The 19925-nt window shown below is 69.0% G+C and carries 18 protein-coding genes; 13 read left to right on the forward strand and 5 right to left on the reverse strand.

Going from position 1 to position 19925, the window contains the following annotated elements; genetic code table 11:
• Window positions 1–561 precede the first annotated feature (561 nt).
• The 3 genes from ACFOW8_RS15070 to ACFOW8_RS15080 all read left to right on the forward strand — a co-directional run bounded on the left by ACFOW8_RS15070 (window position 562) and on the right by ACFOW8_RS15080 (window position 2281).
• Window positions 562–996 carry a hypothetical protein gene (locus ACFOW8_RS15070; protein WP_378551242.1) on the forward strand — a complete coding sequence of 145 codons (435 nt, stop codon included), beginning with the start codon at window positions 562–564 and terminating at the stop codon, window positions 994–996.
• Between the two features lie 294 nt (window positions 997–1290).
• The gene (locus ACFOW8_RS15075) at window positions 1291–1437 is read left to right on the forward strand and encodes a hypothetical protein (protein ID WP_378551243.1); all 147 of its coding nucleotides are present in this window, start codon (window positions 1291–1293) and stop codon (window positions 1435–1437) included.
• Window positions 1430–2281, forward strand: coding sequence for an RNA polymerase sigma factor (locus ACFOW8_RS15080; RefSeq protein WP_378551244.1), 852 nt, complete (start codon window positions 1430–1432; stop codon window positions 2279–2281). Before ACFOW8_RS15075 ends, ACFOW8_RS15080 begins: the two co-directional genes overlap by 8 nt.
• Before the next feature lie 48 nt (window positions 2282–2329).
• Here ACFOW8_RS15080 and ACFOW8_RS15085 read toward each other — a convergent pair whose 3' ends face one another.
• Window positions 2330–2536, reverse strand: a complete 207-nt coding sequence (locus ACFOW8_RS15085) for a hypothetical protein (protein WP_378551245.1) — start codon at window positions 2534–2536, stop codon at window positions 2330–2332.
• A 374-nt stretch (window positions 2537–2910) separates the two neighbouring features.
• Here ACFOW8_RS15085 and ACFOW8_RS15090 point away from each other — a divergent pair, with 374 nt between their 5' ends.
• The gene (locus tag ACFOW8_RS15090; RefSeq protein ID WP_378551246.1) at window positions 2911–3216 is read left to right on the forward strand and encodes a hypothetical protein; all 306 of its coding nucleotides are present in this window, start codon (window positions 2911–2913) and stop codon (window positions 3214–3216) included.
• Between the two features lie 175 nt (window positions 3217–3391).
• The gene (locus ACFOW8_RS15095; RefSeq protein ID WP_378551247.1) at window positions 3392–3814 is read left to right on the forward strand and encodes a hypothetical protein; all 423 of its coding nucleotides are present in this window, start codon (window positions 3392–3394) and stop codon (window positions 3812–3814) included.
• Window positions 3815–3851: 37 nt separating this feature from the next.
• On the opposite strand, the gene ACFOW8_RS15100 is transcribed toward ACFOW8_RS15095, so the two are convergent.
• Window positions 3852–4196 carry a hypothetical protein gene (locus tag ACFOW8_RS15100; protein ID WP_378551248.1) on the reverse strand — a complete coding sequence of 115 codons (345 nt, stop codon included), beginning with the start codon at window positions 4194–4196 and terminating at the stop codon, window positions 3852–3854.
• 322 nt (window positions 4197–4518) lie between these two features.
• Here ACFOW8_RS15100 and ACFOW8_RS15105 point away from each other — a divergent pair, with 322 nt between their 5' ends.
• The 3 genes from ACFOW8_RS15105 to ACFOW8_RS15115 are packed head-to-tail and all read left to right on the forward strand — an operon-like array spanning window position 4519 to window position 5688.
• Window positions 4519–4989: a polymorphic toxin type 33 domain-containing protein gene (locus ACFOW8_RS15105; protein ID WP_378551249.1), complete on the forward strand. Its 471-nt coding sequence runs from the start codon at window positions 4519–4521 to the stop codon at window positions 4987–4989.
• Window positions 4986–5384: a DUF4279 domain-containing protein gene (locus ACFOW8_RS15110; protein ID WP_378551250.1), complete on the forward strand. Its 399-nt coding sequence runs from the start codon at window positions 4986–4988 to the stop codon at window positions 5382–5384. The genes ACFOW8_RS15105 and ACFOW8_RS15110 overlap by 4 nt, the downstream gene beginning before the upstream one ends.
• 10 nt (window positions 5385–5394) lie before the next feature.
• Window positions 5395–5688: a hypothetical protein gene (locus tag ACFOW8_RS15115; RefSeq protein ID WP_378551251.1), complete on the forward strand. Its 294-nt coding sequence runs from the start codon at window positions 5395–5397 to the stop codon at window positions 5686–5688.
• 164 nt (window positions 5689–5852) lie between these two features.
• Here the strand turns inward: ACFOW8_RS15115 and ACFOW8_RS15120 are convergent, their stop codons facing one another.
• Both ACFOW8_RS15120 and ACFOW8_RS15125 read right to left on the reverse strand, forming a co-directional pair.
• Window positions 5853–6569, reverse strand: coding sequence for a histidine phosphatase family protein (locus ACFOW8_RS15120; protein WP_378551252.1), 717 nt, complete (start codon window positions 6567–6569; stop codon window positions 5853–5855).
• 231 nt (window positions 6570–6800) lie between these two features.
• The gene (locus ACFOW8_RS15125; RefSeq protein ID WP_378551253.1) at window positions 6801–8123 is read right to left on the reverse strand and encodes a lactonase family protein; all 1323 of its coding nucleotides are present in this window, start codon (window positions 8121–8123) and stop codon (window positions 6801–6803) included.
• A gap of 77 nt (window positions 8124–8200) precedes the next feature.
• Between ACFOW8_RS15125 and ACFOW8_RS15130 the strand changes: the two genes are divergently transcribed.
• The 4 genes from ACFOW8_RS15130 (at window position 8201) to ACFOW8_RS15145 (ending at window position 16990) form a co-directional block, all read left to right on the forward strand.
• Window positions 8201–9085 (forward strand): LysR substrate-binding domain-containing protein, encoded by an 885-nt coding sequence (locus tag ACFOW8_RS15130; protein ID WP_378551254.1) that lies wholly within the window; start codon window positions 8201–8203, stop codon window positions 9083–9085.
• An 89-nt stretch (window positions 9086–9174) separates the two neighbouring features.
• On the forward strand, window positions 9175–9396 hold the full coding sequence (locus ACFOW8_RS15135) for a hypothetical protein (RefSeq protein WP_378551255.1): 222 nt from the start codon (window positions 9175–9177) through the stop codon (window positions 9394–9396).
• 363 nt (window positions 9397–9759) lie between these two features.
• Window positions 9760–10701, forward strand: coding sequence for a methionyl-tRNA formyltransferase (locus tag ACFOW8_RS15140; RefSeq protein WP_378551256.1), 942 nt, complete (start codon window positions 9760–9762; stop codon window positions 10699–10701).
• 73 nt (window positions 10702–10774) lie between these two features.
• A complete protein-coding gene (locus ACFOW8_RS15145) occupies window positions 10775–16990 on the forward strand; it encodes an amino acid adenylation domain-containing protein (protein ID WP_378551257.1) in 6216 nt (2071 codons plus the stop codon).
• Here ACFOW8_RS15145 and ACFOW8_RS15150 read toward each other — a convergent pair.
• Window positions 16930–18012, reverse strand: a complete 1083-nt coding sequence (locus ACFOW8_RS15150; RefSeq protein WP_378551258.1) for a GlxA family transcriptional regulator — start codon at window positions 18010–18012, stop codon at window positions 16930–16932. The genes ACFOW8_RS15145 and ACFOW8_RS15150 overlap by 61 nt on opposite strands.
• Window positions 18013–18352: 340 nt before the next feature.
• Here ACFOW8_RS15150 and ACFOW8_RS15155 point away from each other — a divergent pair, with 340 nt between their 5' ends.
• Window positions 18353–19888, forward strand: a complete 1536-nt coding sequence (locus ACFOW8_RS15155) for an MFS transporter (protein WP_378552014.1) — start codon at window positions 18353–18355, stop codon at window positions 19886–19888.
• The last annotated feature ends 37 nt before the right edge of the window (window positions 19889–19925 follow it).

Consider the following 19925-nt stretch of genomic DNA (forward strand, 5'->3'; position numbering starts at 1 on the left):
GCCCGCGGACACTACGAGTCCGGCTGTCAGCGTGACGCCGATACCGGTCGCGACGGTGGCGCCGCAGCATGCACAGTCGATCGTCACGGCCGTGCCGGAAAGGCCGACGGCGACCCCGGAATCCGCAGTGCCGGATAGTGGTGCCGCGGCTCCCACAGGAGTGCCGTTTCCGGCACCGCGCAGTGTTCCGCAGCAGCAGGCGCCGACGGTGCAGCCGGCTGCGCCGCCGGAGCTGCCCGACCCTGGCTTCGAACCGCGCGCCGGTTACTGAGAGCCGAGCCTGAGCCGCGACAGCGGCGGCTCATTCCACAGATGTGGTCCGGGAACCCCGACTGGCGGTTTATACCCATCCGTCGAAGTAGGCGTTGTCTTTCATCGTCGGAAAGGTGCGAGTGGTGGCTCGCCGCAAGAGAAATCGAACGCTCGCGAACTTGCTGCGCTGGTTGGATCCGGTGCTGTGAGGCTGGTGAAACTACTTCCTTTCACGGAGTGTCGTCGCGACCTTCGGCTACATCGATCACTACGCCGTTGGCGGATCATCGGCTGGCTCCGCAAACGTCGGTGTTCGATGTCGCGCTTGCTCGCACGTACGCCGAGAGCGGCGACCATCGCGCCGCCCGGGAGACGCTGCGCAGGGTAGAGCCGTGGCTGACGGCGGCCACGACGACGGAGTTACCACGCTGGCTGTCGCTGTTCTGCCCGAACAAAGCGCCTATCGGCCGCCAGGCGTCGAAGGCGTTCGCCGCACTCGGTGACCTGAGCGAGGCCGAGCGACACCTACACCTGAGCGCGGCAGCCTGGAACCCCGAGTCACACACCCGCATTCGGGCGCTGAGTGAAATCGAGACCGGGCTACTGCGCTGGAAACTCGGACAGCATGAGGACGCCGCCAAGCTGTGGCGGTCGGCGCTGCCGGTGGTGGCCGGTGTCGACTCGGACCGCACCCGCAAGGCTGTGGCGAAGGTGGCCGCCGTCGCGCCGGAGATGGCCGTCTGACGACGAAACGACCCCGGCCCTGCGCGCTGGGGTTCCAGGTGTTGCCAAGGAGTGGCGGGAGTCACAGCGATCGGGTTGTCACACTCGTGCCACTGCGGGTCTCTCACCTGGTGTCGAAATCATCAGATCACTGGAGGAGATCCGAATGACAGTCATGGAGTTGGCCCGTTTCACCGTCGATCCGGCCGATGCCGAGGCGATGCTGGCCACCCGTCCGGCGATGCTGACCGCATTGCGCGCCGCCTTCGACGGTTTCGTTCGCTGCGCCTGGTCCGCATCGACGAATACACCTGGATGGATGTGGTGCAATGGCGGGACCGGGCCGCCGCCGACACCGCGGCCGCGGGTATCGGCGCGGTGCCGGAATGCGCCGCGTCCTTCGCGTTCATCAAGGAGATGGTGTCGATGGAACACGCGACCGTCGAGTTCGCCGATGCCTGAGGCGACCGGCAGGCCAGACCTCGAAGGTCTGGCCTGCCGCGCCGTCGCCGGTGAGGTGGACGCGCTCGATCAGTTGTGCCGCGCGCTGCGCGATCACATCTACCGGCTGGCGCTGCGGTTCAGTTCCGATCCCGAGGCCGCGGCCGACGCCACCCAGGAGATCCTCATCCTCGTGGTGACCCACCTGTCCGAGTTCGAAGGCCGCTCGAAGCTGACCACCTGGGTGTACACCATCGCCTCGCGCCATCTGTTGCGCACCGCGCGCGGGCCGGTGGAGCGCAGCGTGGCGGGGCCGGAGCCGTTCGCGGACTGGATCGACCGCAATCTCGCGCCCGCCCCGCCGGATCGCTTCGACGAGGCGGAGTTCCGCGTGCTCGCCGGGGAGGTCCGGCTTGCCTGCACCTACGGCATGCTGCTCGCACTGAGCCGGGATCTTCGCATCGCCCACCTACTCGGCGATCTCGTCGGCCTGCCCGACTCCGAAGGCGCACAGGCACTGGCGATCACCCCCGCCGCGTTCCGGCAACGGCTCGCCCGCGCCCGCCGCACCATGCGCGCGATCATCGCCGACCGCTGCGGGCTGATCGACGGTCGCAACCCCTGCCGTTGCGACCGCCAGATCGACGCGAGCATCGCCTACGGCATTCTCGACCCGACCCAGCCGGTATTCAGCCGCCTGGCCGGAGCGGGCCCGCCGATTCCGACGGGCACGATCGACGCGGCGGCCCGACAACTCGACACCGCGACCGCGATCGCCGAGATCTATCGATCCGATCCCGAATTCCATGCACCGCACAGCATTTGGGAGACTTTGCAACGCGAGTGTCCCGCCCTGACCCGCTGAAGTCCACCAGCGGTCGAGATTCGCTCAGCACAGCAAGCACGCTGGCGTTCAGCTGTGCTGAGCACACCACCATTTGGCGAGGTCGAGCGCTTCCAGGTCGGTGAGGTCACCGTGAACTTCACCATTGGACAGTCGCACCGCGAACAAATCGAACTCGATCTCGGTAGACCGGCCATCCTCGTCCACGATCGCTACTTCGATACAGGCCGGGCTCGGCTCGATGAGAGCGAACCGGTTGTCGATCGTCAGGTTCATCCGCTGAACCGCGCGGGCAACCCGAACCACCTGAGCTCGATCTTGTTCTGCCACCGCAGGAACGCTAGTCCCGCCGGTGCGGCTTGCCGAGTGATTCGGCCGATGCTTGCCCGCAGGACCAACAAACCGGCACTGTGAGGCAAAAGCCTTTCACGAACGCGCGAGCCCATCGAATCGCAAGACCTCCCGCGGGCTGATCAATGATCAGCCCGGACCTCGACGGTGTGCGCCGCGAGGAGAGTCGTCACCGGCAGCGTCACGCCGGGATTCAACGGCGTAGTTCGGACCGGTTGGTCCGAACTGGATCGCTACGATCTGGGTAGCGCCGCTGGCACCGAGGTGGCGCCGGGTAAGGAACACGCGGAGGGGACGCTGTGGCGAGAGCGTGGGTCATCGCGCAGGTCGTGCATTACGACGAGAAGACGTTGCGAGAAATGCCGGATTCGCCGGGTGGGCGCACGCTCAAGCAACTTCGAGAGCAGTTCGGTGGGGACACCGGCACGATCACGACAGGCAACGGCCGTACCATCGAGTTCCCGCTCACCCCACTCGAGGGGCTGTCCGAGTACTCCTATATCAGCATCGGCTTCCTCGCCTCACAAGACGACAGCATTCCCCGGACGGTACTGGGTGATGAGGTGCATCTGCTCGTCGAGATCGATGGAGACGCGGGATTCTGACCCCGATTCGGTCCGGCTTGTCGACGATCTCCAGCCCCGACATGGATGGTGGGAACCAGGGGCAAGCCCTGGATTTTCGGGGTACCAGGCCTGCGAAGACTCTGGAACACTACGGCTCACGAGCGGTCACGGCCGAGTGCCGGGCCCACCACATCGAGGTAGGGATCACCGACCCATGCGATTCGCAGGACTGACCGCTCTCGCGGCGGGCGCACTCGTTCTCCCGGCCATCCTGGCCCCCACCGCCTCGGCGGAGGTGGAGGACATCACCATCTACGCCTGGGGTAACAGCGAAATGCCCGTCGCCTGTGACTACGTGGGCGCCAACTGCACCGTCATGGCCCGGATGTTCGGCGCCGACTATGCCCTGCCCGCCTCCCTGACGATCAATGGCGCCGAGCTCGCCTCGGCCGAACGCCTGGACTACCCGGACCGCGAGCGCAGCGCGCTGCGCGGCACCTGGCGCCCACCGGCCAAGGGCACCTACACGATCGTGGCCACCCAGGGCTCGTCCACGAAAACCCTCGTCATCGAGGTCACCGGTGACGCGCAGCTCGGCAGCGGCTCGGCGGGCCTGCTGCCCGGCAGTTCCAGCTAGCCGCCACGCAGAATCGTTGCGACGCAGGAAGTCGATTTCAATCGAAGTCGAGCAGGAAGTCTCCGATGCCGTGGACAGCGGCCACCGGGGTACCGGCGGCCACGAGAGCAGCCATCCCGGTACCGGTGCGGTGGGCAGTCGCACCGCCGAGCGCGAGCCAGGGCGCATAGATCGTCTCGTGTTCGGCCACTGGCGCGCCTGCTATCCGGGATACCCCGTGCGCCACGCGCTCGATCGCGCCGACGCCGCCATCCGAGACAGCTGCTTGCGAGCGACACCGGTAGTGGCAGCCTGAGGGGTCGTGAACAGCCTGAGCGGTCGTGAACAGGCCCCACCGCTGCTCCGCGATGACACTCAGCCGCTCTAGTGGCGCATCCGCCACGACAACGATCGTTCCCCTTCAAGGGGACAAACGTTGTCACCGATCTCCTGTGTAGCCACATGCGCTGCCACGGTCTGTCTCGCCAACGCCCTACGCCGCTACGGCGATGTGCTCGAGGCGACCGGCTACAACTGGTGGCATTCCAACCGCACCACGGCCTCGGGCAGCGCACCAGCACGTCCCAGCGAGTCTGAACCGCTCTACGGCTCGGGCATGGCATTGCCGGTGACCGCCAAAGGCGACAACGGTGCCGGTCTGACCGAGGAAGGCGCGGTCGGCCTGCTAGAGCGAGTCAGCGGGTGCCGCAGCGGGTGGTGCGGTGGTGACGGTCGAGATCGTCGCGGCCACTGCGGTTGTCATCAGAAACGCGGTATCGACGAGCCGACTTGTCATGGGCATCTTCGCGGCGGCGACGGCGGCGGCAGCTATTGGCGCTGCTACCAAGGACGGCCCGTTCGTCGCCGTCCCCGATCTTACCGAGGCGGGTTCAAAGGCTGCGGTCACCGCGATCGCGGCGATGGCGGTGTACGTCGTGGCAGAGGAGGCAGGGGAGGCCGCTGACGACGAACCCGTCTGGGATAGCACCGAAGAACGTAGCCGCAACCCTGCACAAGATAAGATCCTCACCGACAAGGACATCAAAGAACTGAAGTCCCGTGGACACGATCCACACGATATTAAGCCGGAACCACCTTCCCGCTATGACCTATACAAAGATGGAAAGGGAAACGTGTATATCAAGCCTAAAGGCGGAAAGGGTCCTGGTGATCCGACGGGGATTAGGCTGCAATGACGATTGGCGAATATTTCGAGGTCGCTGTGTCGCTGCGGTTGACAGGCGCGTTCGAACCAGACAATGTGACAGCGGCCCTTGGTATAGCCCCGTCCACGCAGTGGCGGACCGGGCAGCCCGGCGCGGCTCCCAAGCTTCGGAGAAGTTCCGACGGATGGGTTCTGAAGCTAGTGGACAATGTTGGGCGAGTTGATGATTCGGTGCACGAGGCCATTGGTCGACTCGAGGAGATCGATGGGCGGCTGCGGCCGATCCTCGCTGATCCGAATATCTCTGGCTTCCTAGCCGTCTCCGTCGACGCCCCAGCGAACTGCTGGCCGTCGATCTCTCTTTCCAGCTCGACGCTGAGCTTCCTTGCGGACACGGGACTTTCGTTTGATATCGACGTCATGTAGGAGCAATTCGTTGGAAGAGCAGAACGACGACCCCACACCTGAGATTCGGTGCGAAGCAGGAGGGTTCGTTAGCATCACATCGACTTGGGATCTCGATGCGGCACTCGATGCGTTCCTCGATGGGCTGGGGGCTGCCGCGCGACAGACCGATAGTTCGAACCGGGATGTTGTCGTAACGGCGGCATTAGCGGATCGTAGTTTTCCCTCCATGCACTTCGACTCGCGTATTTTAAACCGTCTCGCGGTAGCGGGCGTGTCGCTTCGAATCGTGACGGGTCCGCGCACAACACTCGAACTTGAATGAACCCCAGCGAAGGCAGCATCCGCTTCGATCGCCTAGGACTGGGTCTGACCAGCGAGTTCTGCGCTCCGTCGCGAGGCGTTCATGCGCGCGACCGCGCTCCGATCGGAGCGCGGTCGGCGATGTAGGCCGGATTTCCGACGACCGGGCGCTACCCGGCTGCCCGCTCAGGCGACGGCATGTCCGTCCCAGGAGACGAGCTTCCAGCCCTTGGCCGGGCTGCCCTTCACGACCACTCGGCCGGTGTTGTGCAGCGGATCGTTCTGGATCTTGCTCATGTCGGGGTTGCCGACCGACATCAGCGCCCAGATCATGATGGCGCCGCCGTGGGAGAAGATCACCGCGCGCTTGTCGCCGCGGTCCTTGACGTCCTGGATGGAGTCGTCCATGCGCTTCTTGAACTCGTGGCCGTTCAGGGAGCCGGGGATGCGGGCGTCCAGGTTGCCCTGCAGCCACTGGATCGGTGCGGCGAGGTAGCCCTCGCGTGCGTCGGCCTCCGGCGTGCCCTCGTAGATGCCTGCCTCGATCTCGTGGAACCCCTCCTCGACGATGGTGGGAAGACCGCACCGCTGCGAGGTCGGCGCCGCCGTCTGCTGGGTACGGACCATGGTCGAGGCGTAGACCCCGTCGAACTTGCAGTCGGCGAAGAACTCGGCCACCGCGGCGGCTTGCTGCTCGCCCTTGGCGGTCAGATCGGGGCCGGGGACGGAGGTGTCGATCAGGCCGGAGGCGTTGCCTGCCGATTCGGCGTGGCGGACGAACGTGAGGAACATTTCACCGGTCTGCGGGGCGGCGACCGCGCTCCCCCCGCCGGCGGCGATGAGCGCCACCACCGCGATGATCGCTCCGATCACCGCGGAGAGGCGAGACTTCATCAGACGCATAAGGAACTCCTTCGTGGCTATGCATGTGAGCCGGGACACTAAGCTCGACCCGACCCCGCTCCGCCACGGTCTCCCGGTGACCGGGACACCTCACCGCCGTTCCTTTCTGTACCCGGCGAAGTCTGCTACCCGGTGTGACGAGACCGGCGTCTCCTCGCACGGAGGCGCGAATTCCGGCAGTTCACGCGGCAGCCGAGATGGCGTCGGAACACCGGCGATCGCACCTTCGCATCACCCCACCGCCACGTGGTGCACACCGTGCGGTAGCGGGACGCGGTGGATGGGGGTCAGGCCGGGGTTTTCGTCGGGGCCCACGCGGAAGATCTGGAGGCCGGCGCCGGGGGTGTCGGGGGTGCGGGCTTCGAAGACGGTGGCGAGGAAGTAGGTGCCGGAGGGGTCGAAGGAGCCGCCTTCGGGGAGGATGCCGTCGAGGGGGTAGTCGCCGATCTTGGTCAGGGTACCGGTGTCGGGGTCGAGGCGGAGCAGGGTGACCGTGGCCGATTCGGCCTGGCCGGGGGTGCCGGGTGGGAAGACGGTGCCGCGCATGTTGACGGTGGCTATGTGGCGGCCGTCGGGGGAGATGGCGATGCCTTCGGCGGAGATGTCGGATTCGGCCGGGGTGAGGGAGCGGTGCCCGTCGGGGCTGTCGAGGTCGGCGAGCCGGATGACGCCCACCGTCGAGCGGGTCGACGGCAGGCGTTCGGCGAGGTCGGTGGTGTGCAGGTTCCGGCCCCAGTCGGAGGTGACGTAATGCCTGCCGTCCGGGGTGAATCGGCCGACGAAGGGATCGGTGCCGGTGGGGACCGGCGCGCCCCACGGACGGACCTGCGGCGCGCCCGACGGTGTGATGTCGACGCGGAAGAACGCGACCCGGTCCTGCGTGGTGATGTTCACCGCGAGCGCGCGGCCGCTCGGATGCCACTGCACATTGGTGGCGAGGACGCCGCCGCGCGGGCTGTCGAGCTCACCGGTGATGCCGAGGGCGGCGAGGTCGTAGCGTGCCGGATCGCCGAATTCCGTGCCGTCCCACGGAACGAGCTGCAGCACACTGGCTTCCGGCGGGTTGGCGACCACGGCGACATGCGATCCGGCCGGGTGGACCGCGAGTGCCTCGGGGGTGGTGGCGATGGTCGCGGTGTCGATCAGGGTCGGCTCGCCGGATTCCGGCAGTGCGAGGGCGAAGAGCCGATCGCCCGGCGCCAGGTCCGTGGCTCTGGTGTCGCCGGGTTCGCGTTGCCGGAGTCGTTCGGTGACGAACGCGGTGCCGCCGTCGGGCGCCAGGGCGAGCACCTCGGGTGCCGACGTCACCGAGTTCGATACCTCCGCATGCCGGATTTCCGCTTCGCCGTTGCGGATCCGGATCGTGCTGAGCAGGTCTCGGTAGTGCGCGTCGGCGGGCGCGAGGGTCGAGTCCCGGTAGGTGCTCGCCAGATAGTCGCCGTCGGAGATGGTGACGATGCCGTCGATCGTCAGGCCGGTATCGGGTTCGGGCGCACCGCACGCGGCCAGAAAGGTGACCGCCGCACACGCCGAGATTGTTCGCAATCCGCTCATAGGGCCAGTTTCGGTGCGCGGGTGATCGTGGATCAATCGGTATATCGGAGGCTGTGATCGCGAAGTACGATCACCGGGTGGACCTGCGCTCGATCGAATGCTTTCTCCGCGTGGCCGAAACACTGCATTTCGGCCGCGCGGCGGAAGAACTGCATCTGAGCCAACCGGCGCTGAGCCAGCGCATCCGCACGCTGGAACGCGATGTCGGTGCCGTGCTGCTGGAGCGCAATCGTCGCGGGGTCCGGCTCACGGCGGCGGGCCGCGCGTTCCTCGCACCGGCCCGCGCCAGCATCGCCCATGGCGAACAAGCCGTCGAACAGGCCCAGCGCGCCGCGCGCGGGTTGCACGGCAGGTTGCGGCTCGGCTTCACGGTGGTCGCCTCCTACACCGCGCTTCCCCAGGCGGTGCAGGAGTTCCGCAGTCGCTACCCGGAGGTGGTGGTTGACCTCACCGAAATCAACTCTCCGGCAGTGGAAGACGCACTCGATCGAGGCGAGATCGATCTGGGCGTTCTGCATCCGCCGCTGGAACGCGCCCGGCTGCACACCATGGCATTGCCCGCCGAGCCGTTGCTGCTGGCCGTGCCGGTCGGCCACCGGCTCGCCGCCGAGTCGAGCGTGGCCTTCGCCGACCTGGCGGGCGAGTCGATGCTCGTTCCGCCGCGTAGCGTGGGGCCGGTCCTGTTCGACAAGCTGCTGGCCTGCTTCCGCGAGGCGGGTGTCGAACCGCGCGTGGTGCAGGAGGCGACGCCGGTGACCACGGTCGCCGGTCTGGTGGCCGCGGGCGCCGGCATCGGTTTCGTCAGCCGCGGTGTCGCCGACTCCACCCGGCCGGGCGTGGTGTTTCGCGAGGTCCCCGCCGCGCCCGCCATTCCGATGGCGGCGGCCTGGTTGCCACCGGGTCCCGAACCCACCGGGCGTCGATTCCTCGAGCTTCTCGGCGCGCACCTCGGGAGGAGTTGAGGCCCCCTGACATTGGGGGCTCGGCAGGGTCTGCGCCGTAAGTACGCTGACCTCGGGGGCGAACCGGATCCCCGAGGGAGGAGTATCAGATGAACAAGGCACTCGCTGTCGGCGTGCTCGCGCTGGTTGTAAGTGGGATCTTCGGGGCCGCGCCGGCGATGGCGTCGGCGGGGCTTCCGCTACAGCCCGCACAGCCCGAGTCTATCGTCGAAAGTCCGGCGGGACAGCCGGTCTCGACACCGCAGGGTATCGCGGGTCTGCTGGGTTCGCTGTCGGCCGAGGGGCCGTGGGACGGCGGCATCGACTTCTGAGGAACCGATCCGAAGGCCCGGTCGAAGCGCCGGGCCTTCGGTCGTTGTGGCCCGGTCCAGGGGGTGCCGGAGTGGAGCGCGGCCGACTATCAAGTGGTCGGTGACGCCCAGCCGTGGTCGCGCAGCAGAGAGACGGCGAGTTCGGCGAGCGCGGCGGTCCGCGGGTGTGGGCAGGGAGATGTCGAGGAGTGCGGGGGAGGCTACCCGCCAACCTTACGAGTGTGAACCGATGCGGGTCGGTGCGTGCGAACGGGGCTGGGCACCGTGATGTCGGTTATCGGGCGCGCGGTAGGGGCCGGGCCGGTTAGCACATTTCCAGCTATGTAAGGTAAGCCTAAATATAGGCTAGGTGAGGGTAGGTCCATGCGTATCGTGTCGTTCGGTTTTCAAACGTGGGGTCGCAAGACCTTGCAGGCTCTGATCGACTCGGAGCACGAGGTGGTCCTGGCGGTGACGCATCCGGCGGCGGAGTCGTCCTACAAGGCGATCTGGAACGACTCGGTCGAGGAACTGGCCACGGCGAACGGGATTCCGGTCCACCTCACCGAGCGAGCCGACGCGGCCACGATCGACCTGGTCAAGCAGGCCGAGCCGGACGTGATCGTGGTCAACAGCTGGTACACCTGGATGCCGGCGGAGCTCTACGACATGCCGCCGCACGGCACCTTGAACCTGCACGATTCGCTGCTGCCGAAGTTCACCGGATTCTCGCCGGTGCTGTGGGCGCTGATCAGCGGCGCCGAGGAGTTCGGGCTCACCGTGCACCGCATGGACGAGCAGTTGGACACCGGCGACATCCTGGTCCAGAAGCGGCTGCCGATTCCGCCCGGCGCTACCGGCACCGAGCTGGTCCTGGCCGGGATGGAGCTGATCCCGGGCGCCGTACACGAGGCGCTCGCCGCGCTGGCGAACGGCACCGCGGTGTGGACGCCGCAGAACAAAGCCGAGCGCACTTACTTCCACAAGCGCTCCGATCGGGACAGCCGCATCGACTGGTCCCTGGACGCGGTCGATCTCGAACGGTTCGTGCGGGCGCTGTCCGAGCCGTATCCGCGCGCCTACTCCTACTATCGCGGTGAACGCGTCGAGATCCTCGACGCGGTGATCTCCGAGGCGCGCTACGGCGGCACTGCGGGCCGGGTCATCGTGCAGGAAGGCGGTGGTGCGGTGGTGTGCGGTGCGCAGTCGCATCGCGGTGAAAACCACGCATTGGTCATCACCCGCGTCCGTACCGCGGCCGGTGACGAGCACACCGGGGCCGAGTTCTTCTCTCGCGGTGGCTATCTCACCGACGCTGCCGCCTGAGGCGGCATGACGCGGCGCCCGGCCCTGCCGGGCGCCGATCAGCCTTTCTCCCTTTCTCAGCTTTCGAGGCACCATGACTTCCCAGGGTTCGACCACTGCTGTCCGTCCGCTCACCGCGGCACAACGCGAGGTGTGGTTCGCGCAGCAGCTTCTCGGGCCGGTGCCGCTGACCACCGCCCAGTACGTCGACGTGCGCGGACCGCTCGACCTCGAGCTGTACGGGCGCGCGGGCAGGCGCGCGGCGCGTGATCTGGGCGCCTACATGCGTTTCCACAGCGTCGACGGACAGCCGGGTCAGGTGCTCGACGACGAGATCGACGACCACATCGCCGTCGTCGACTGCGGAGGGGAGGCCGACCCGGCCGCCGCGGCTCTGGCGTGGATGCGGGCCGACCAGGTCACGCCGTTCGAGCTGGGCGCCACCCCGGCCATCGTCAGCACGATCCTGCGGCTGAGTCACGACCATCACCTGCTGTATACCCGCGCCCACCACCTCGCCCTCGACGGGTTCGGTGCGATCCGCATGTACCAACTGCTCGGCGAGCATTACACGGCGTTGCTGGCGGGGGACGAAATATCCTCTGCGCCAGTCGATTCGACGGCTGTGCTGGCCGCAGCCGAAGCGAGCTACCTGAGTTCGCGGCGCGCGGAGACCGACCGCGAGTACTGGCGTGCGCGGCTCGGCGCGCTGCCCGACCCGGTCACCCTCGCGACGCGTCCCGGTGATCCCGATCCGCTCCCCATCCACGCGCGCGCCGAACTGCCGGAAACGCTTGTCGCGCAGTTGCGTTCGCGGGGGGAGTTCCCCGGTATCGCACCGGTCCTGGTGGCCGCGTTCGCGGCGTTCCTCGGCAGGCTGACCGACACCGACACGGTCGCCCTGAGCCTGCCGGTCACCGCCCGCACCAGCGCCGCGCTGCGTGCCTGCGCCGGGATGACCTCGAATATCGTGCCGCTGTGCTGCGGCGGCGAGACCGTCGGCACCGCCATCGCCGGTGCCCGCGCCGAGCTGAGCGGCGCGCTGCGGCACCAGCGCTATCGTGGCGCCGACATGGTCCGCGACAGCGGTCGGCAGGCGCAGTCGCTTGGCTTCGGACCCGCGGTCAACATCATGAACTTCCACACCGAACTGGCGCTCGGGCAGGCGCGCGGCACCATTCACTTGCTGTCCACCGGACCGGTGGACGATCTCGCGCTCAATGTGTATCCGGTGGCCGAGACCGGGTTGCGGATCGAGTTCGAGGCCAACCGCAACCGCTACACCGAGGCCGAGGTCACCGCGCATCTGCACCGGTTCACCGGGTTCCTCGCCGCCTTCGCCGCCGCGGACGACGAGGTTCCGGTCGGGCAGCTGCCCGCGCTCACCGAAACCGAAGCGCAGCTGCTTGTGCCGTGGCGCGGACCGCGGGCCCATACCTCGGCCACCCTGGCCGAGCTGATCGCCGCGGCGGTGGCGGCGAATCCGGACGGAACTGCCGTCGTCTACGGCGAGAAGCGCTGGACCTACCGCGAATTCGACGCGTGGACCGACCGGCTCGCCGGTGCCCTCCAGGCCGCGGGCGCCGGTCCGGAAACACTGGTGGCGATGGTGATGGAACGGTCAGCCGCCTCGGTCGGCGCGATCTGGGCGATCGCCAAGACCGGCGCCGGTTTCGTGCCGATCGACGTGGGCTATCCCGCCGAGCGCATCGGCCACATCCTCGGTGACTGCGGCGCCACGCTCGGCGTCACCGGCGTCGACCATCCCGCCGACCTGCCGGACTCGGTCACCTGGACGGTCGTCGACCCCGACGCGCCGCCGGTCGCGGAGCTGGCACCGGTCCCCGCCAGGCCCGCGCACCCGGCCTACCTCATCTACACCTCCGGGTCGACCGGTGTCCCCAAAGGCGTGCTGGTGACCCACGGCGGCCTGGCGAACCTCGCCGCCGAACGCCGGGACCGGTACGCGCTGCGGCCGGGCGCGCGCACCCTGCACCACGCTTCACCGGGCTTCGACATGGCGGTGGGGGAGATCCTGTGTGGGCTCGCCGGTGCGGCGACGCTGGTGGTGGCCCCGCGGTACGTGATGGCAGGGCCGGATCTGGCCGAGCTGATCCGGCGCGAACGGCTGACCAACGCCATCATCACCCCCGCGGTGCTCGCCACGCTCGACCCGGAGACACTGCCCGAGCTGCGTGTCCTCGGTGTCGGCGGGGAGGCGATCCGCCCCGACCTGGTCGCGGCCTGGTCGCGAACCCGGTTGATGCGCAACGGATACGGCCCCACCGAGGCCACCGATATCGCGACCATCGCCGAGCTGACGCCGGACCGTGCGGTGACCATCGGCGCACCGCTGCGCGGATTCCACGCGCTGGTGCTGGACGCGCGCTTGCGTCCGGTTCCGCCCGGTGTCATCGGCGAGCTGTACATCGGCGGCCCCGCGCTGGCCCGCGGCTATCACGGACGGCACGCGCTGACGGCGGGCAGGTTCGTCGCCGATCCGTTCGGCCCGCCCGGCGGGCGGGTGTACCGCACCGGCGACCTGGTGACCATCACCCCCGGCCCCGACCCGGAGCTGATCTATCACGGCCGCAGCGACTTCCAGATCAAGGTGCGCGGCCACCGTATCGAGCCGGGCGAGATCGAAACCACCCTCACCGGGCTTCCCGGCGTCGACCAGGCGGCCGTCATCGCCCATCAGGACGCGCGGGGCACCCACCTGGTCGCCTATCTGGTGCCGGACGGACACCTCGACGTGGAGCGGGTGCGCGGCCGGCTCGCCGATCTGCTGCCCGCGTATCTGCGGCCGAGCGCCTACGTCGTCCTCGACACCTTGCCGCTGACCCCCAACGGCAAGCTCGACACCCGTCGCCTGCCCGCACCGGTCTTCGGCCACCAGGGGTCCCGGCCCGTCGCGACCGACGCCGAACGTACGGTCGCCGCCGCCTTCGGCGACCTGCTCGGGACCGACGTGACCGGCGCCGACATGGACTTCTTCGAACTTGGCGGCACCTCGCTCACCGCGACCGCGCTGGCCGCGCGCCTGGGCGTCGGTGTGCGCACCGTCTTCGACGCACCGACCGTCGCCGCCCTTGCCTTGCGGCTCCCAGAGGCCGGTGACCAGGACGCACCGGCACCACAGCCACGGCCCGCACGGCTGGCGCCCGCACCGGCGCAGCTGCGGATGTGGCTGCTCAACCAGCTCTATCCGGACTCCGCCGCGTACCACCTGCCGATCGCGTTGCGGCTGTCCGGACCGCTCGACGTGCCCGCGCTCGCCGCCGCCGTGCGGGACGTGGTGGACCGGCACGAGGTGCTGCGCACGGTGTACCCGGACACCGGTGCCGGGCCGCAGGTGCGCATCATGACGGCCGACGAAGTCCTCGGCAGCACACCACTGTCCGCTCGTGCGCTCGACGCGGAGGCGGCCGTGGGGGTTGCGTCGGTGTCTGCTTGTGCGCTCGACGCGGACGTGGCTCTCGGTGATGCGTCGGCGTCCGCTGGCGCGCTCGACCCGGAAGTGACGCTCGGTGATGTGCCGTCGTCCGGCCGCGTACCCGACCTCGCCGCGGAACTGGCGGCGCTGGTCACCGCGCCGTTCGACGTCACTGCCGATGCGCCGATTCGCGTGGCGCTGTGGCGATTCGGAGCCGATGAGCACGTGCTCGCGCTGGTCGCGCATCACATCGCCGCCGACGGCTGGTCGCACGGTCCGCTGATGGCGGACCTGTCCGCGGCGTACACCGCGCGGGCGGACGGACAGCGCCCCGGCTGGGAGCCCCTGCCGCTGCAGTATGCCGACTACACCCTGTGGCAGCACCGCCGACTCGGCGACCGGCATGATCCGGAGTCGACGGCGGCCCGGCAACTGGCGCACTGGGTGCGCGCGCTCGACGGCGCGGCCGACCGGCCGCCGCTGCCTGCCGATCGGGTCCGCACTCCCGGTTCCGGCGGGCCAGGTGGTGGTCGGGGCGCGGTGGTCGAGTTCGAGATCGCCGCCGAGACCGCTTCGGCGCTGGCCACGCTGGCCCGCAGCCACAACGCGACCCCGTTCATGGCCGGCTACGCGGCCTTCACCGTGCTGCTCGGCGCGTTGGCCGGGACCACGGACGTGACGGTCGGAACCCCGGTCGCGGGCCGCGGGCATCCCGCGCTCGACCGCCTGGTCGGCATGTTCGTCAACACCCTGCCGTTGCGCCTGACCTTCGATCCGCAGGACCGGTTCGCCGCACTGCTGGCCCGAGCGCGCGAGGTGTCGCTCGCCGCGCTCGACCATGCCGATGTCCCGTTCGACCACATCGTCGAAGCGGTGAATCCGCCACGCGACACCACCAGACACCCGCTGTTCGATGCCGTGTTCTCTTACGAGAACCTGCCGGACGTCCCAGCGCTCGAGCTCGGCGAACTGACCGTCTCCACGCTCGATATCTCCTGGGAGAGCACGCATTTCGACCTCGCGCTCACCCTGCGCGAGCAGCCGGGAACCGGCGGTCTCGCCGCGAGCCTGCGCTATGCGACCGACCTCTACGACGCGGCGACCGTCACCGGCGTCGCCGCCCGGTTCCGCGACCTGCTCGCCACTATCGCGGTGCGGCCCGAAGCAACCATCGCGCAGCTCTCGGAGACAACTGGGCGCAGCCGGTCCGATGCGACGGCTGCGGGGGTCTCGGACATTGCCGGGCACTTGCGGTCCGACACAAACGTCGCGCAGCACTCGGAGCCGACGGGGCACTTCCGGTCCGAGGTAGCCGCTGCGGAGGTATCGGACGCGACCGGGGTCTCCCGGCCGGATGCGACTGCCGCCGAATCGCCGGTCGCGCCCGAATCGTCCCGGCCCGATCAGCCCGTGCCGGATATCGACATCAAGGGCGACGATGCCGAGGCGACCGTGCGTGAACTGGCGGTCGCGCGGGTATTCGCCGATGTGCTGGAACGGGATTCGGTCGAGGTCGACGACAGCTTCTTCGAGCTCGGCGGAACCTCGCTGCTGGTCTTCACGCTCCGTGCCGAGCTGCGGACCCGGCTCGGCATCGACGCCGATCCGCGGCTGCTGTTCGAGGCGCCAACCCCGCGGGCAGTCACGGCGGCGGTCACCGCCGAAGCCGGTGCCGCGGCGGCCGGGAACTGGACCGCGATGCTCACCGCCGACGCCGTGCTCGATCCCGCGATCACGGTGCCCGCGGACTTCCCGGCACCGCCGATCGCGGCGACCGAGGTGTTTCTCACCGGCGCAACCGGTTTCGTCGGCATCCACCTGCTGCGCGAACTACTCGACCGCACCTCGGCGCGGGTCTGGTGCCTGGTCCGCGCCGAGGATGCCGACGCCGTGCGCCGCCGTCTCGGCGCGACGCTGGAGCGGTACGGGCTCGGTATCGACGGTCTCGCCGACCGAGTCGTGCCGGTGCCCGGCGATCTCGCCGCACCCCGCTTCGGGCTCACCCCGGAGGATTGGACCGAGCTGGCCGTGCGGATCGAGGCGATCTACCACAACGGCGCCAAGGTGAATCACCTGGATTCCTACGAGTCGCTGCGCCCGGCCAATGTCGCGGGCACCGTCGAGATCCTGCGGCTGGCGGTCGAGACCAGGGTGAAAGCCCTGCATTTCGTGTCCACCGTGTCGGCGGCGGTCGGGGCCGGGCATACCGGTGTCGTCACCGAGCAGTCGGCGATCACCGCCGCCGAGGTGCCACGCAACGGCTACCTGGCCACCAAATGGGTTGCCGAGCAACTGGTCCTGGCTGCCGCCGGACGCGGACTTCCGGTCGCCGTGTACCGGCCGGGGCTGGTCGCCGGATCCATCGGCGGCGGCGCGATCAGCGCCGACGACGCGTTCTGGACCCTCATCCGCTCGGCCGCCCATCTCGGTGTCGCACCCGATATCGAATCCGCCGACGTCACCTTGGCTCCGGTCGACTACGTGGCAGGCGCGCTGGTGGTGCTCGCCACCGGACGGCACCCGGACTCCGCGATATACCACCTGGTCAACAGCGCGCCCACCAATGTCGGCGACATCTTGAACATTCTGCGGCGCAGTGGTTTTCCCGTGGAAACGGTGTCGGTGGCCGAGGCAGCCGATCGGCTCGCCGGGCAGATCGCCGCGCACGCCGACCTCATGCGCGCCGCCCTCGTCGCCGACAACTACCTCAACGGCGGCGGTGACGCCCTCCTCGTCGACGACACCGGCACCCGCGCTGTGCTCGCCGCATCCGGCGTGCACTGCCCGCCGATCGATGACGCCGTCCTGCAACGCTATATCGACGGCTTCATCACCGCGGGCCTGCTCCCCGCCCCGGTACCCGACCGCGCCTGACCGGATCGGGAGCGATCGCCCTCGGTCCGGTCTCGCCGAGGTTCGTCCTGGGCCGACGGCGCCGCGGCGGTTCGCGCCGTGAATCGGGTGCGGTAGCGGTGCGGGGAGATGCCCACTTCCTGGGTGAAGGTGGCACGGAAGGTGACCGGGGAACCGAAGCCGACCTCGGTGGCGATGTGGTCGATCGGGTGATCGGTGGCCTCGAGGAGGGCCCTGGCGGCGGCGATGCGTTCGGCGGCGACCCAGCGCATCGGTGTGGTGCCGACATCGCGGGCGAAGCGGCGGGCGAGGGTGCGGGGTGCGGCGTTGGCGGCGCGGCCGAGGTCGCTCAGGGTGATCGGGTCGGTGAGGTGGGCGCGCAGCCAGGTGCGCAGGTCGTCGAGCCAGGACGCGGCGTCGTCGAGCGGGTCGGCGTGGACGTACTGGGCCTGATCGCCGTCGCGGTGGGCGGCGATCACCAGATTGCGGGCGATGGTGTTGGCGGCGCGTTCGCCGTGGTCGTGGCGGATCAGGTGCAGGCAGAGATCGAGGCCGGCGGCCGAACCCGCGCTGGTGAAGACGCCGTCGTCCTCGAGGTAGATCGCGCGGGCGTCGACATCGATCTCCGGATACATCCGCGCGAGCAGCGGGGCGTGCCGCCAGTGCGTGGTCGCCCGGCGACCGTCGAGCAGTCCCGCCTCGGCGAGGGCGAACGCGCCGGTGCACATGGCCGCGATCCGCGCACCACGCTCGGCCGCGCTGCGCAGTTCCCGCACGAGCGGTTCGCCGACCGGGCGTCCGGGCGGCACTGCGGGCACGAGCACCGTGCCCGCCGTCGACAGCGCGCGCAACGGCTGTTGTGGCCGCAGCCGGGCACCGGTGTGGGTGCGCACGCCGCGCAGGTCACCGCACAGTGTCACGTCGTAGAGCGGCGGGGCGCCCCGGTCCCAGTCATAGCCGAGCGCTTCCAGCGGCATGCCGATCTCGAAGAGTGTCATCCCGTCGATCAGCGGGACGGCGACGGTGTGCCGAGACGAAACCACGATGGCAAAATCCAATCGGTTTCTGTCGATCCTGCCACTCCCGTCGACGCTTGTCCACTGCGATCGTTGAGCCATGTCAGTCATCGCGCAGCCCGGCTCCGCGCCCCGCGGTCGGGCACTCCGGTCCTTCGTTCGTCAACTCGTCGGCGGTGTCGACGCGTTCTCGCGGCTGCGGCACGGAGTGCCGGTCCCGCCCGGCCACCCGTCCCGCTGGCGGCAGGCCATGTCGGATGGGTGAACATCGGCCGTATCGCCGTTGACAACTTGCCTTTTCGGGCGGCAGGCACAGCGAGGTTCGGCGGTGGAACCGACGCGCCAGTAACCTGAGGCCGTGGTTCAGATGGACAAGGCGCCGGCCCGGCCGGGAGTCGCCCTTGCGGCCGTTGTCACCGTGGTGTTCGTGACCTTCCTCGACACCACCGTGGTCAGCGTCGCGCTCGGTGACATCCGCAGCGAGCTCAGCACCGATGTCACGCTGCTGCAATGGGTGGTCAACGCCTACACGGTGGTGTTCGCCGGGCTGATGCTGGCAGGCGGTTCACTCGGCGACCGGTGGGGCCGCAAGCGAGTGATGATGGTCGGGCTGGTGATCTTCTGCGCCGGGTCGGTGGTGTCGGCCATGGCGAGCAGCGTGGCCCTGCTCATCGCCGGTCGCGCGATCATGGGGCTCGGTGCGGCGGCCTCGGAACCGGGCACGCTGTCGGTGCTGCGGCACGTGTTCCCCGGCGAGCGGTCGCGGGCCAAGGCGGTCGGGGTGTGGGCGGCGGTCTCGGGGCTCGCGCTGGCCGCGGGTCCGGTGCTCGGTGGTGTGCTGGTCGACGCCTGGGGCTGGCGTTCGATCTTCTGGTTCAACCTGGTGATCGGTGCGGTCGCGCTGGTGGTGGCGCTGTGGTCGGTACCGGAGAGCGCCGATCCGCAGCCGGAGCCGTTCGACTGGGCCGGAGCCGTGCTCGGCGCAACGGCTTTCGGGCTGTTGGTCTACGCCGCGACTGCGGGCCAGGACCGCGGCTACACCTCGGTGCCGGTGCTGCTGATGTTCGCACTCGGCGCAGTGGCCATGGCCGCGTTCGTCGCGGTGGAACGGCGGGCACGCGCGCCCATGCTCGACTTCACCTACCTGCGGTTACCCGCGGTCCGCAGCGCGCTGGTGGTGGCCTTCGCCGTCTACTTCGGTATCTTCTCGATCTTCTTCTTCACCGCGCTGTATCTCCAAGTGATGCAGTCGTATTCGGCCGCGCGCACCGCGGCGGTCTTCGCGCCGATGGCGGGCGCGATCGTGCTCGGCTCGCTGGTGGCCGGGTTCTGGGTGAGCCGCAGGGGCGCGCGCATACCGTTGATCCTCGGCTGTGTCCTCGGCGCGGGCGGCATCCTGCTGACCCGCCAGGCGCTGTCGGGGACCCTGCACGATCCGTGGCTGGCCGCCGCGATGGCGGTGGCCGGATTCGGGTTCGGCGTGTCGGTGGTGCCGTTGACCTCTGCCGTGATGTCGGGTGTGCCCGCCGAGCATTCGGGCATGGCGGCGGCGGTGACGAACACGATGCGGCAGGTCGGCTCGGCCTTCGGTGTCGCGGTACTCGGCGCGCTGGTGAGCGCGTTCCTTTCGGCGGACCTGAAGGCCAGGATGACCGAACTCGGTCTGCCGACCACCCTGCAACCCGACGCCATCGGGGCGGTGGAGCGCGGCCGCATCCCCGAAGGGGTCGATATCGGCCCGTACCTGCGGTACCTGTCGAAGGTGAACGAGGTGCTCGCCACCGGCAAGACAGCCTTCCACCACGGGCTCGACGTGGCCCTGCTGGTCTCGGCGATCCTGATCCTCGCCGCTGCCGCGTTCACCGCCCTCGACACCGAACGTCGTGCGGCGAAGGTGAACTAGTTCGGTCGAGTTCACCTGGTGGTGGCTTCGGCCAGGC

Source organism: Nocardia rhizosphaerae, from assembly GCF_042650365.1.
Lineage (GTDB): Bacteria > Actinomycetota > Actinomycetes > Mycobacteriales > Mycobacteriaceae > Nocardia > Nocardia rhizosphaerae.